This window comes from Seohaeicola saemankumensis (genome assembly GCF_021021435.1).
GTDB lineage: Bacteria > Pseudomonadota > Alphaproteobacteria > Rhodobacterales > Rhodobacteraceae > Seohaeicola.
In genome coordinates this window covers 213479-226986 of record NZ_JAINWI010000011.1, presented here as the reverse complement: position 1 = coordinate 226986, position 13508 = coordinate 213479, and the positions used below count along the sequence as shown (strand labels likewise).

Below are 13508 nucleotides of genomic sequence, written 5' to 3'. Positions count from 1 at the left end.
CTTCTTCTTGCGGCACATATCCTCGGAGGGTATCCCTCAGGGTTGCGTGAGCGGATAGCCTCAGGCCCCACCACGACTATTTCTGCCCGATCTTCGGCTCGGTGCCTTCGCGCAGTCGCGCGATATTGCTGCGGTGCCGCCAGAAGATCATCAAAGTCAGGACCGCGCCCAGAACAAGCATGTCCCCCGCGCCCAGCAGCACGAACCAGACGGTCGACACCGCCGCCGCAGCCAGTGCCGCATAGGATGAAATGCGCGTTGCCGCCGCAACCGCCAGCCATGTGCCGCAGACCGCAAGGCCCACAGGCCAGGCCAGCGCAAGGATCACACCGATATAGGTGGCGACACCTTTGCCGCCTTTGAAACCCAGCCAGACCGGATAGCAATGGCCCAGCATCGCGGTCAGTCCGGCAAGCTGTGCTGCATCCTCGCTTGCGATGGCACGGGCCAACAAAACCGCAACAGCGCCCTTGGCGCCGTCCAGCAGCAGGGTCAGTGCGGCAGCTTTCTTGTTGCCGGTCCGCAGCACATTGGTCGCGCCGATATTGCCCGAACCGATCTCGCGCAGGTTGCCCAGCCCCATGATGCGCGTCAGCACCACGCCGAAAGGGATTGATCCCAGCAGATAGCCGATAATTGCCCAAAGGATCAGCAAGGCAGGTGTCGTGTCTATCAGGGGCATCACAAATCTCCGAACACGCAGGTGCCGTTCACGAATGTTGCGCGCACCCTACCTTGCATGCGCGCGCCGTCAAACGGCGTGTTCTTGGATTTCGACCGCAGACTGAAGCGGTCCAGAACGAAAGGCGCATCGGGATCGAATAGCACCAGATCGGCAGGTGCGCCTGTAGCCAGCCGCCCTTGTGGCAAGCCCAGCCGGTTAGCCGGGTTCAGTGCCAGCGCCCGGAAAAGTTGCGGCAATGTCAGATCGTCGGAATGGTAGAGCCTGAGGGCGGCAGGAAGCAGCGTTTCCAGACCCACCGCGCCGGATGCGGCCTCCTCGAACGGCAAGCGTTTGCTTTCTTCGTCCTGCGGTGTGTGCATGGAACTGATGATGTCGATGACCCCGTCACGCAGGGCGTCGATGACGGCCAGCCGGTCGTCCTCGGCGCGCAGAGGTGGCTTGACCTTGAAAAAGGTGCGATAATCGGCCAAATCCAACTCATTCAGCGTCAGATGGTGGATGGAGGCGCCAGCGGTAATATCCAGCCCGTTGCGTTTGGCGCGCATCAAGGCGGGCAGGGCGCGGGCGGTGGTGATCTGATCGGCGTGATAGCGCGCGCCGGTCATTTCGAGCAGCGCGATATCGCGGTCCAGCCCCATCCGCTCAGCCATCGGCGACACGGCGGGGAGGCCGCGCAACGAGGCGAATTTGCCGCTGGTGGCGGCAGCCCCGTCGGATAGTCCGGGATCTTGCGGATGCCCGATCACCAGCGCGCCAAGGCTGCGGGCATAGGTCAGGGCGCGCGAGAGCACCTTGGTATTGCTGACCACATGGTCGCAATCGCTGAAGGCGACCGCACCGGCATCCAGCAGAAAGCCGATCTCGGTCATCTCGCGCCCTTCGCGGCCCTTTGTCAGAGCGGCAATCGGTAGAACGCGGACGGGGGCGGCCTCGTTCGCGCGGCGGGTGACGAATTCCAGCGTTTCGGGGCTGTCGATGGCGGGGGTGGTATCGGGGCGGGTGACGATGGTTGTGACACCGCCTGCGGCGGCAGCCAGTCCAGCCGATCGGAAGGATTCCTTGTGCCGCTCGCCGGGTTCGCAGACCTTGACGCCGATATCAATGATGCCGGGCGCAAGGCACATGCCGGCGCAGTCGATGCGGGTCGCGCCGGGAAGATCGCCCGCCGTCTCGCCTTCGGACAGGATGCGTGCGATCACGCCGTTCTGCACGATCAGCGCGCCTTTGAACTCTAGACCTTCGGGATCAATCAGGCGGGCGTTGTGGAAAAGCGTGGTGGTCATGCGGCCCCCGATCTGTGTCTGGTGCGTCGTCTTACCCCGCAGCGCGCCGTCGGTCCAGCGGGGTTAAGGGGCGCGCCGTGTCTAATCCGCCTCCTTTATGCCGGATTGAAGCTGCCGGATCAGATGATAGAGCGGCCGCCCGTCGGCGAGTTGGTTGAATCGCGCGGCAACAGTCACCAGATCACCGTCGGAATCGCGTTCGCTGCCGCTGTAAAGGATCACGCTATCCAACCCGTCGCGCACCAGATCAATGCGCGCATCAGGCGTGATCGGATAGGTTTTCAACTGTCGTGACCACCAGCTTTCAGCGATATAGGCGCGCTGCGTGCTCAGCGCATAACGGACATAGCGCGGCGCGTAGCGGGCCTTCAGAGAGGGGCCTGCCACCAGAAACGCACCTGCCGCAGCGAAAGGCACGCTGAACAGGATCAAGAATACGGCGATGCCCAGTGTCCATAGCGTGTCAGCCTCGCCCGACAGGATGCACCAGACAGAGGCACCGCACAGATCGACCCCCACGACCAGAAAGGGCGCCCCGAATATCGCCAAGCCGATCTGAGGCCATCGCAAGCGCCGGTCGGATACGGGGCTGCCGGTCCAGACCAGCTATTCACCGGCCTCGAAATAGGCGGTCCAGTCACCATCGTCGTCCAAGGTCAAACCCTGTCTCCTGCCCTTCTGGGACGAGACAGGGTATAGCCTTGACCTTGGGCGCTTTTATGGCAGCGATTTGATTGGATTGGTCCGGATTGCGGTTGGTCATCCTCAGGTTGGAGCAAGGTGAAACAGGGCACAGCATGATCCGTACGAACTGTCAGTGTCGTCAGTCCGCGAAAGTTGCCTCAACCCGTGCGCACGACCATGGCCCGCTCGATCCGCGTTCGCGTGGTTGTGCCGTCCGCTTGATACTTGATCAGGTGTTTGTCGCCCGCATGGGTCACGATCTGCACCGCTGAACCAATCCGGTTCAGCTTGGCAATCTCGCCCAACCGCACGGCGCGGCCACCGGGGCCAAGCAGGCGGCGATTGGTCAGATCCCAGCGCGCAGCGAGTTCGTCGGAGGCGATGTAGAACGCGCGGATCGCAATGGCGGCCAGGCCACCCACCGCGCCGGTCCAGAGGTGGGGATTGCCCATGACCCATAGGATCACCATGCCAAGCGCCATGGCGGCAGCAGCCATCTTGGCGTGGTCGCGCCAATAGGTTGCGCGGTCAGGGGTGAAACTGTCCTGAACGGCCTCACCTTGCTCCAGCGTGAACGTGGGAGTCATGGAATGGACCGGTTCGCGCGCTGTCATCCCGCCATCCAGATTACAAGACCCGTCAGCACGAACAACACGACAAGGGCGGCTGTTGCAATGCGTCCCGACATGGCCGCGTCCGACACAGGCTTGCGGTGCTGCGCGATTGGCGTTTCACCAGTTCCGGTGCCAGGCAGCGGTTCGAACTTCACAAGTGGGGATGTCTCGCGGTAGCTGCCGATCAAGGTCAACTCGGCAGGTAGTTCCAGATCAATGTCCTGCTCGCCAAAGGCGCGTGACAGAACGATCAGGACATATCCCTCCAGCGCCGAAAGACGTGCCTTGTCGGGGATGATCTGCTTTTCCGGCAGTCCCAGACCCTCGACCAGATAACCGGGAAGGCCCAGACCTGTCAGATCCTTGATGGCGAAAAGCTCGGCCTGCTGCGTGTCCAGATCCGGCCAGCCCAGCAGTATTGCTGCAGCAGGTGTTTCAGGAAGCTCACCCGTTTGCGCTGTTGCCTGTCCCGCCGTGTCGCGCAACATTGTGGCAACCTGTGCTTCGGGCAGGTTGACGGCGAAAACCCGTGTGACGCCGGCCTCATGTGCTGCAATGGTCAGTTTGCCGCTCAAACCATGATCCCTTCTGCATGGTGTGCGCGGCTTTCACGCAGGTTGCGCGCCAGCAGGTCCATCGCAGCCATGCGGACGGCGACGCCCATCTCGACCTGCTCCTGAATGACCGAGCGGTTGATGTCATCGGCCAAGGTGCCGTCGATCTCGACCCCGCGATTCATCGGACCGGGATGCATGACAATGGCATCGGGTTTGGCATGGGCCAGCTTTTCCGCATCTAGCCCGAAACGGTGATAATATTCGCGCTCGGACGGGATGAACCCGCCATCCATGCGTTCCTTTTGCAGGCGGAGCATCATCACCACGTCCACGTCCCGAAGTCCGGCGCGCATGTCGTCATAAACCTCGACACCGAATTCGCCGATCCCTGCAGGCATCAATGTGGGCGGACCGATCAGGCGGATACGGTTCTCCATCTTGCCCAAAAGGATGATATTCGACCGTGCCACGCGGCTATGGGCGATATCGCCGCAGATCGCGATGTCCAGGCGGTGCAAGCGACCCTTGGCGCGGCGGATGGTCAGCGCATCTAGCAGCGCCTGTGTGGGATGTTCGTGCCGCCCGTCGCCTGCGTTCAAGACGGCGCAATTCACCTTCTGCGACAACAGATCGACCGCGCCGGAATGCGGATGCCGCACGACCAGCAGATCGGGATGCATCGCGTTCAGGGTCATGGCCGTGTCGATCAGGGTCTCGCCCTTCTTGATGGACGATGCCTGCATCGACATGTTCATCACATCTGCGCCAAGGCGCTTTCCTGCCAATTCGAAACTGGCCTGCGTGCGGGTTGACGCCTCGAAGAACATGTTGATCTGGGTCAGCCCCGCCAGCACATCGCCATGTTTCACATCGCGTCGGTTCAGGGCGACATATTGGTCGGCCAGATCCAGCAGAGTCGTAATCTCGACAGGGGATAGCGGTTCGATGCCCAGCAGGTGTCTTTGGCCGAAACTCATGCGGGTCTCCTCGGGTTACTGATCCGCTTATAGAAAGACGCAAGCCTTGGGGCAAGGATGTGCGGCACGCTTTCGCAAGGCCGTTCAGCGCGATACTGTAGCCGCATGGAATCGCACATGGATCATCGCAGCGCACGGGCGCTACTGGAATGGTATATCGACCTTGGGGCCGATGAATGCATTCAGGACAGCCCGATCAACCGTTATGAATTGCCCGACGCCGCCCCTGTTTCTGTCCGCAAGGCAGCGCCTGCCCTGCCGGACACGAAACCCGCGCCCGCCCGCCCGCGGGTCGTGGCGATGGCGCAAGTCGATACTGTGGCCGAGGCACAGCGCGCGGCCCGATCAGCACCCGATCTGGCGGCGTTGAAAGCGGCATTGGCGGCCTTTCCGCATTGCGATCTCAGGCGCGGAGCGCGCAATCTGGTTTTCGCCGATGGACAGCCGGGCGCGCGAGTGATGATCGTGGGCGAGGCACCGGGCCGGGACGAGGATCAGGAAGGACGCCCCTTTGTCGGCGTTGCGGGCCAGTTGCTGGACCGCATGCTGGCCGCGATCGGGCTGGCGCGGGATGCGGCCGAACCGGATCAGGCTGTCTATATCACCAATGTCCTGCCGTGGCGTCCGACGCAAAACCGTGACCCTGTGGCCGAAGAAATCGCGATGATGCGGCCTTTTGTCGAGCGTCACATCGCCTTGGCCAAGCCGGAGGTGCTGATCCTGATGGGGAACCACGCCTGTGATGCTTTGCTTCACCGCAAGGGCATCCTGCGTCTGCGCGGGCAGTGGACCGAGGCGGCGGGCCTGCCTGTCATGCCGATGACGCATCCGGCCTATCTGTTGCGCAATCCAGCGGCCAAGCGCGAGGCATGGGCTGACCTGCTTGATGTGCGGGCGAGGCTGGATCAGACAAGAGGCGCGCGGTGATTGTCGATCCGCTGGTTTTGCTGGCCTTTCTGCCTGCCGCGCTGGCGCTGAACCTGACGCCGGGTGCGGATATGATGTTCTGTCTGGGGCAGGGCTTGCGGGCAGGTCCGCGCCCCGCCGTTGCCGCCAGTGCGGGCATCGCGTTGGGCGGCTTCGTGCATGCAGGGCTTGCGGGGCTGGGGCTGAGCGCGCTGATCGCGGCGATGCCGGTTGCGCTGGATGTGATCCGGTGGGTCGGGGTGGCCTATCTGCTGTATCTCGCGGTGCAGGCGTTGCGCTCCCCCGTGCCGACGGTGGCGCAGGCGCGGATGGTCCGGCCTCGTGCGGCGCTGCGGGCATTCTGGCAGGGTTTGCTGGTCAATCTGACCAATCCAAAGGTGATCCTCTTCGTGCTGGCCTTTGTGCCGCAATTCGTCGATCCCGCGCGCGGTGCGGTGCTGGCGCAGTTCCTGATCTATGGCGCGGTCCTGTCGGTGGGCGGTTTTTTTATCAACGCGGCTGTGGGCGTCTTTGCCGCAGGGGTGGCAGGGCGGATGGCTGGCAATCTGCGGTTGGCCCGTGTGCTAGGCTGGGTCAGTGCGGGAATATTCACGGCCTTGGCCTTGCGGCTGGCCCTGATGCAGAAAGGATGAACCATGTCACGGATTGATGAGAGCAAGATGTTCCTGCCGGTGCGAATTGCCGTTCTGACAGTCTCGGATACACGCAGCGCTGCCGATGACCGTTCGGGCGATACGCTGGTCGAGAGGCTGACGGGCGCAGGCCATCATCTTGCGGGTCGCACAATTATCCACGATGATCGTGCTGATATAGCGCAACAATTGCGCGAATGGATTGCTGATTCAGCAATAGACGTGATCATTTCCACAGGGGGCACAGGGCTTACAGGGCGCGATGTGACGGTCGAGGCGCATCGCGATGTCTATGAAAAGGAGATAGACGCCTTCGGAACCGTCTTCACCATCGTGTCGATGCAGAAGATCGGCACCAGTGCCGTTCAAAGCCGCGCCACAGCAGGGGTGGCTGGTGGAACCTATCTGTTTGCCTTGCCCGGCAGTCCCGGTGCCTGCCGTGACGCATGGGACGAGATCCTTGCCTTCCAGCTTGATTACCGTCACCGGCCCTGCAACTTCGTCGAGATTTTTCCGCGACTTGATGAACATCAACGACGGAAATAACCGCCACCAGCGTATCATGTGTGTAACGGCCTTGTGGCTTGGCAATTCTTGCCACGCGGCTAGGCTTTGACGCTGGGCCAAGCCCCGCCTTGCAAGGATCGAAAAGAAGATGAGGTTTCTGCGCCAGAGCCTGACTGGGCTTTTCCTGTTGTCGCTGACTTTGGCGCTGTTGATCATGGCGGGCCAGACGCTGCGTGATGCGGTGCAGGACCGCCTGTCGCGCGAGGCGCGCATGCCAGAGGGTCGCGAGCGGGTATTCTCGGTTAATGTTGTCACGGCCGAGGCGGCGACCGTAACGCCCGTATTGACGGCCTTCGGGGAGGTGCAAAGCGGGCGGACACTGGAAATCCGCGCCGCCGTGGGTGGCAGTCTTCTTGAACTGGCCCCCGAATTTGTTGAGGGCGGGGTCGTTTCCGAAGGACAGGTTCTGTTCAGGATTGATCCGGCGGATGCCGAGGCGGCGCTGGCGCGGGCGCAGGCGGATGCAACGGATTCCGCCGCCGAAATGCGCGATGCGGCGCGTGCGCTGGAACTGGCGCAAGACGAATTGCTGGCCGCCGAGGAGCAGGCCGCGCTGCGCGAGCGCGCCGCTTTGCGGCAGCGCGATATTGCGGCGCGCGGTGTTGGCTCCGAGGCGGCTGTCGAGACGGCGGAACTGGCCGCAAGTGCGGCACGGCAGGCTGTTCTCACGCGCCATCAGGCTATCGCGCAGGCCGAGGCGCGGTTGGCCCAGTCCGAAACCAGCCGGAGACGGTCCGATATCGCCTTGGCCGAGGCCGAGCGTCGGTTGGATGATACGGTGGCCCGCGCAAGGTTTTCCGGTGTTCTGAGCGGGGTCAGCATCGTCGAGGGGCGTTTGGTGTCAGCCAATGAGCAGCTTGGACAGTTGATTGATCCCGACCGTCTTGAAGTGGCCTTTCGCATCTCGACCGCGCAATATGCGCGGCTTCTGGATGGCGCAGGCAAGCTGAAGGATCTTCCGGTGCGTTTGCGACTGGACATGTTCGGCATTGATCTTGAACGCGAGGGCCGTCTGAGCCGTGATAGCGCCGCTGTGGCCGAGGGGCAGTCGGGCCGGTTGCTTTATGCCGCGATCACCGACCCCGCAGGGCTGAAGCCCGGCGATTTCGTGACTGTCGAGGTGGACGAGCCGCCGCTGGACCGCATGGTGCGTCTGCCGGGTTCGGCGATGGACAGCAGCAATACCGTCCTAGTGCTGGGCGCGGCTGACCGGCTTGAGGAATTGCCGGTCACGCTGGTGCGGCGGCAGGCCAATGATATTCTGGTGCAAGGTGAGGGGCTTGAGGGGCGCGAGGTCGTCGCCGAACGCTCGCCGCTTCTGGGCGCGGGGATCGGTGTGCGCCCGCTGCGCGGGCCTTCCGGCGCGATCGAGGACGTGCCTGCGCCCGATCTTCTGGAATTGACGTCCGAGCGCCGCGCCCGTCTGGTGGCTTTTGTTGAGGGCAATGACCGGATGCCTGCCGAAATGCGGACGCGTCTGCTGGCGCAGCTTCAGGCCGAACGTGTCCCTGCCGAGGTGGTGCAGCGGCTTGAACAGCGTATCGGGGGTTAGGGCGGATGGTCCGCAACATCCCCCCTATGGCAGGCGGTATCCTGTCCTATTTTACCCGCCACAAGACAGCCGCAAACCTGCTTCTGGTGCTGATGGTTGTGGCGGGTCTGTTCGCGGCACCGAACATGCGCGCGCAGTTCTTTCCCGATGTCGTCATCGACAATGTCACTGTCAGCGTAGTCTGGCAGGGGGCAGGGGCCGAGGATGTTGACAGAGCCATCGTGCAGGCGATGGAGCCTGCATTGCTGGCGGTCGAGGGTGTGGCGGAATCCAACTCGTCCAGCCGCGAGGGGCAGGCCTCGATCCAGCTTGAATTCGATCCGGGTTGGGACATGGGCCGTGCCGCCGAGGATGTGCAATCCGCAGTCGACCAGATCACGACCCTGCCCGAAGAGGCGGAAGAGCCGCGTGTGCAGCGCGGCATCTGGCGCGACCGGGTCACGGACGTTGTGATCACCGGACCGGTGGGCGTGGACCAGTTGGCGCGCTTCGCCGACGAGTTTGTGACACGGCTTTTCGCGGAAGGCATCACGCGCACCACGGTGCAAGGCGTGGCCGCACCCGAAACGCTGGTCGAGGTCGCGTCGGTCAACCTGATGGCCCATGACATCACCTTTGCCGAGATTGCTGCCGTCATCGCCGGCGAAGTCTCGGCTGATCCGGTTGGCGATGTGACGGGGGCCAATGCGCGGGTGCGGACCGGATCGGGGCGCAGTAGCCCTGACGAGATCGCGCAGATCGTCCTGCGCTCGAACCCCGACGGATCGGTGCTGCGCCTGTCGGATGTGGCGCGGATTGAAAAACTGGGGGTCGACAGGGATCGCGGCTATTTTGTCGGTGACTATCCGGCCATGACCGTGAGGGTGGACCGCTCGGCCAGCGGTGACGCGATCCGCGCACAACGACAGGTCGAGGCGGCAGCGGCCAGCCTGCAGGCGACCCTGCCCGCGGGGGTGACGGTCGATCTGATCCGGACAAGGGCCGAACAGATCACTGGACGTCTTGACCTGCTGATCAGCAACGGGCTGACGGGGCTGGCGCTGGTCGTGGCGATGCTTTTCCTGTTCCTGAATGCGCGCACGGCTTTTTGGGTGGCGGCGGGTATTCCCGTGGCGATGCTGGCGGCGATTGCGCTGATGTATGCCTTTGGTCTGACGCTGAACATGATCAGCCTGTTCGGGTTGATCATCACGCTGGGCCTTGTGGTGGATGATGCCATCGTTGTCGGTGAACATGCCGATGCGCGCCACCGGTTGGGCGAGGCGCCGGTTGTGGCGGCTGAAAACGCGGCGCGGCGTATGGCAATGCCTGTCTTGGCCGCGATGCTGACGACCGTGATCGCCTTTTTCGGTCTGGTGGTGATCGGCGGGCGCATGGGCAGCCTGATTTCGGACATTCCCTTTACTGTGATTGCCGTGCTGGCGGCGTCCTTGGTCGAGTGTTTCCTGATCCTGCCGAACCACATGGCGCATGCGCTGGCGCATTCAGTGAAGGATCACTGGTACGATCTGCCCAGTCGCCATGTGAACCGCGGCTTTGACTGGGTTCGTGATCGTTGCTTCCGGCCTTTGATCGGTCTGGTTCTGACCGCGCGCTATCCGGTGCTGGCTGGGGTGATCCTGCTACTGGCCGTGCAGGTGGCCTCGCTGGTGCGGGGCGATGTGCCGTGGCGTTTCTTCAACGCGCCTGAACAAGGCAGTGTCACGGGCAATTTTTCGATGCTGCCCGGCGCGAGACGCGACGACACCTTCGAGATGATGCACGAGATGCAGCGCGCCGCTGTCGAGGTGGCCGCGCGCTACGAGGCCGAGCATGGCCGCAATCCCATTGCCTATATGATCGCCGAGATCGGTGGCAATTCAGGTCGCTCCTTGCCCGGGACCGAAGATACCGAGGCGGATCTTCTGGGCGGCATTTCGATCGAGATGATCGACCCTGATCTGCGGACCTATTCCTCATTCGCTTTTGTGGCCGACCTTCAGGATGCCGTGCAGATGCACCCGCTGGCCGAAACTGTCAGTTTTCGCGGCTGGCGCTCCGGACCTGCCGGAGAGGCGCTGAACGTGCAGTTTTTTGGCGCTACCGCCGAAAGTCTCAAAGCGGCAAGCGAGGCCCTCAAGACCGCACTGGCGCCTTTCCCCGAAGTGTCGGCCGTCGAGGATACGCTGTCCTATGACAAGGAAGAGCTGATCCTGAACCTGACCCCGCAGGGGCAGGCGATGGGCTTTTCCATTGACGAACTGGGCCGCGTGCTGCGCCACCGTCTGAACGGGCTAGAGGCCGCGACCTATCCCGAAGGGCCGCGCAGCGCCGCGATCCGTGTAGAACTGCCGGAAGGTGAACTGACCGCCGATTTTATGGAGCGGATGCAGTTGCGCGCGCCCTCAGGGGCCTATCTGCCGCTGTCCGATATCGTCAGTGTCGAGGCGCGGGCGGGGTTTTCAACCGTGCGGCGCGAGAACGGGTTGCGGGTGATCACGGTCACGGGCGACATCTCTGAAGACGATCCCGCCCGCGCTGCCGAGGTGATGCGGGCGCTGCAAACCGAGATCCTGCCGCAGATCGCGTCCGAGATGCAGCTGGAATACAGGCTGTCGGGCTTGTCCGAGCAGGAAAACGATTTCCTGTCGGATGCGGGCACGGCGCTGATTCTGTGCCTGACCGGCATCTATCTGGTGCTGGCATGGATATTCTCAAGCTGGACGCGGCCGCTGGTAGTGATGGCCGTGATTCCTTTCGGGCTGGTCGGCACGATCTGGGGTCATGCCTTTTGGGATGTGCCAATGTCGATGTTCACTGTTGTGGGATTGTTGGGGATGACCGGCATCATCATCAACGATTCCATCGTATTAGTTACAACGATTGACGAGCGCGCGAAGGAACGCGGGCTTTTGCCTGCCATTGTCGACGGCGCGGCGGACCGATTGCGTGCCGTGATGCTGACCACGCTGACGACCGTTCTAGGGCTTGCTCCTCTGCTCTACGAGACATCGTCGCAGGCGCAGTTTCTCAAGCCAACGGTTATCACGCTGGTCTATGGTCTGGGGTTCGGCATGGTGCTTGTCTTGATGGTTGTGCCCGCTCTGATGGCCATACAAGCGGATGTAAGCCGCCAGATCACCGCGCTGAAACGCGGGTTGCGGATGCGTGGGACGGCACCGGCGCTGCGGTTGGCTTTGGCAGGCATCTTGCTGTGGCTGGCGGCAACGCTGGGCTGGGTTGCCTGGCAGGGCCAACTGCCTGCGCCGCTGACCGTTATCCTGCCCGATGTCGTCTTGGGGTCACCCATGGGGGCGGCGCTGGCACTGTTTCTGGGGGGCGTGATTCTTGTGGTGCTGGCGACCTATGTCTTTGTGGCAATAAGGCATGTGCGCGACCAGCGGGCAGCCTGACACATGACAGCGGCGCCCGTCAGGGAGCGATGCAGCCCTTGATATCCACAGCCTTATCCGCGCCCAGCACTGTCATTCTGATACCCGAGCGGTCCAGCGCGAAAACCTGACCCGAGACATGCACAAGCTCTGTCCGTGTCGTCAAAGTACTGCCTTGGCGGAGGCTTTCGGTTTCGGCAACCCAGACCAAAGGGTCTGCGGTTTCGATCAGCACTGTTTCGGTGCCACCGGCGCTGGGCATGTCGATACTGACATCCAGAGCAAGCCCGTCGCGGATCGGGGACAGGGCGCAGGTGACCCTGCCGACATCGGCGCCCGCGGCGCTGACAGGTTGATCGTCCAGCGCCGTCCGTATCAGGTTCTGCTGTGCGGCCGAGCCATTGGCTGGCAGATCCAGCGCGAAATCGAACTCGACCGGCACACAGATTGTTGAACAGACACCGATCTGCATCCGTGCCGATACCTTGGCCGGACGGCCTGTTGCCTGCGGTGTGACATGCAAGGGCAGCACAAGCTCTTTCGCATAGCCGACCGTCTGCATTCCGTTCTGGGTGAATAACACAGGGGTGGGCCAGATCGGTACGATATCCGCCAGATTATACGAGCCCTGCAAATCCATCGTTGGCGGAATGCCCGCATCTCCAGGGGCGCGCCAATAGGTTTTCCAGCCCGGCGCCAGTGTCAGATGCAACGCGGCCATATGGCCACCATCCTTGTCATGCCAGCCGGGCAAGACGCTTACCTGCACCAGATCCGCCAGAGTGTCGGGCTGGGCCTGAGGTGATTGCGCGTTAACAGGTAAAGCTGCCGCAGAAGCAACGGCCAGACCGAAGGGCAGGGCAAGAATAAAATGGGGCAATGTCATACACTGGTCATGCGCGAAACGCCGGTGAAGGACAACTCACATTCGGGCGATTGACCCGTGTGGTGGGCGCGACCGGTGCATATACGCCAGTTGTTGCGATGAACGCTTGTTTGGGGGCAAGGGTGGGTGCAGTCTGGCATCAGGCCGCAAGAGGCATATATGTCAGCCATGAATGATGCAGACCCGCCACAGTCCCCGCAAAAGCCGCAGGATCGGTTGGACCTGACCGGCAAGCTTCTGATCGCCATGCCTGCAATGGGCGATCCGCGTTTTGCGCGGTCGGTTGTGTTCATCTGCGCCCATTCCGAAGACGGAGCCATGGGCCTGATCGTCAATAAACCCGCCTCTGACCTGAGCTTGCGGGGCTTGCTGGATCAGGTGTCGATCAGCATGACACGCGACATGGCGGACCGGCCCGTGCACTACGGCGGTCCAGTCGAGAATGCGCGGGGATTCGTTCTGCATTCGGGGGAATATAGCTCGCGTGTCACGACCCTGCAGGTCTCGGCACCGTTCGGGATGACGGCGACGGTCGACGTGTTGGAAGATCTGGCAGCAGGGTTTGGTCCCGACCGCGCGATTGTGGCGCTTGGCTACGCCGGATGGGGGCCGGGCCAGCTTGAGGCCGAAATCGCGCAGAATGGCTGGTTGACGGGGGATGCATCATCCGATCTGGTGTTTGCCACGCCCGATGCGGCCAAATGGGAGGCAGCGTTGCGCGGACTTGGGATCGACGCGCTGGCTTTGTCTTCGGCGGCGGGGCGTGCCTGAGC

General features: G+C 62.7%; 13 protein-coding genes. 6 read left to right on the top strand and 7 right to left on the bottom strand.

What is annotated here, in order from left to right; genetic code table 11:
* Window positions 1-76: 76 nt before the first annotated feature.
* The 6 genes from plsY to K7H22_RS09390 all read right to left on the bottom strand — a co-directional run bounded on the left by plsY (window position 77) and on the right by K7H22_RS09390 (window position 4800).
* On the bottom strand, window positions 77-682 hold the full coding sequence (gene plsY / locus K7H22_RS09415; RefSeq protein WP_230800490.1) for a glycerol-3-phosphate 1-O-acyltransferase PlsY: 606 nt from the start codon (window positions 680-682) through the stop codon (window positions 77-79).
* Window positions 682-1968, bottom strand: a complete 1287-nt coding sequence (pyrC, locus tag K7H22_RS09410) for a dihydroorotase (protein ID WP_230800489.1) — start codon at window positions 1966-1968, stop codon at window positions 682-684. Before pyrC ends, plsY begins: the two co-directional genes overlap by 1 nt.
* An 81-nt stretch (window positions 1969-2049) precedes the next feature.
* On the bottom strand, window positions 2050-2517 hold the full coding sequence (locus K7H22_RS09405) for a hypothetical protein (protein ID WP_230800488.1): 468 nt from the start codon (window positions 2515-2517) through the stop codon (window positions 2050-2052).
* Between the two features lie 293 nt (window positions 2518-2810).
* The gene (locus tag K7H22_RS09400; protein ID WP_230800487.1) at window positions 2811-3266 is read right to left on the bottom strand and encodes a hypothetical protein; all 456 of its coding nucleotides are present in this window, start codon (window positions 3264-3266) and stop codon (window positions 2811-2813) included.
* On the bottom strand, window positions 3263-3841 hold the full coding sequence (locus K7H22_RS09395) for a hypothetical protein (protein ID WP_230800486.1): 579 nt from the start codon (window positions 3839-3841) through the stop codon (window positions 3263-3265). Before K7H22_RS09395 ends, K7H22_RS09400 begins: the two co-directional genes overlap by 4 nt.
* Window positions 3838-4800 (bottom strand): aspartate carbamoyltransferase catalytic subunit, encoded by a 963-nt coding sequence (locus K7H22_RS09390; protein ID WP_230800485.1) that lies wholly within the window; start codon window positions 4798-4800, stop codon window positions 3838-3840. Before K7H22_RS09390 ends, K7H22_RS09395 begins: the two co-directional genes overlap by 4 nt.
* 105 nt (window positions 4801-4905) lie before the next feature.
* Between K7H22_RS09390 and K7H22_RS09385 the strand changes: the two genes are divergently transcribed.
* The 5 genes from K7H22_RS09385 (at window position 4906) to K7H22_RS09365 (ending at window position 11870) form a co-directional block, all read left to right on the top strand.
* A complete protein-coding gene (locus K7H22_RS09385) occupies window positions 4906-5727 on the top strand; it encodes a uracil-DNA glycosylase (protein WP_230800484.1) in 822 nt (273 codons plus the stop codon).
* Window positions 5727-6359, top strand: coding sequence for a LysE family translocator (locus K7H22_RS09380; protein ID WP_230800584.1), 633 nt, complete (start codon window positions 5727-5729; stop codon window positions 6357-6359). The genes K7H22_RS09385 and K7H22_RS09380 overlap by 1 nt, the downstream gene beginning before the upstream one ends.
* A 3-nt stretch (window positions 6360-6362) precedes the next feature.
* Window positions 6363-6905: a molybdenum cofactor biosynthesis protein B gene (moaB, locus tag K7H22_RS09375; protein WP_230800483.1), complete on the top strand. Its 543-nt coding sequence runs from the start codon at window positions 6363-6365 to the stop codon at window positions 6903-6905.
* Between the two features lie 109 nt (window positions 6906-7014).
* Window positions 7015-8478 carry an efflux RND transporter periplasmic adaptor subunit gene (locus K7H22_RS09370; RefSeq protein WP_230800482.1) on the top strand — a complete coding sequence of 488 codons (1464 nt, stop codon included), beginning with the start codon at window positions 7015-7017 and terminating at the stop codon, window positions 8476-8478.
* Between the two features lie 5 nt (window positions 8479-8483).
* On the top strand, window positions 8484-11870 hold the full coding sequence (locus K7H22_RS09365; RefSeq protein ID WP_230800481.1) for an efflux RND transporter permease subunit: 3387 nt from the start codon (window positions 8484-8486) through the stop codon (window positions 11868-11870).
* Window positions 11871-11889: 19 nt separating this feature from the next.
* Here the strand turns inward: K7H22_RS09365 and K7H22_RS09360 are convergent, their stop codons facing one another.
* Window positions 11890-12735: a protein-disulfide reductase DsbD domain-containing protein gene (locus tag K7H22_RS09360; RefSeq protein WP_230800480.1), complete on the bottom strand. Its 846-nt coding sequence runs from the start codon at window positions 12733-12735 to the stop codon at window positions 11890-11892.
* Window positions 12736-12894: 159 nt separating this feature from the next.
* On the opposite strand from K7H22_RS09360, the gene K7H22_RS09355 reads away from it, so the two are divergent.
* Window positions 12895-13506 (top strand): YqgE/AlgH family protein, encoded by a 612-nt coding sequence (locus tag K7H22_RS09355; RefSeq protein WP_230800479.1) that lies wholly within the window; start codon window positions 12895-12897, stop codon window positions 13504-13506.
* Window positions 13507-13508: the final 2 nt, after the last annotated feature.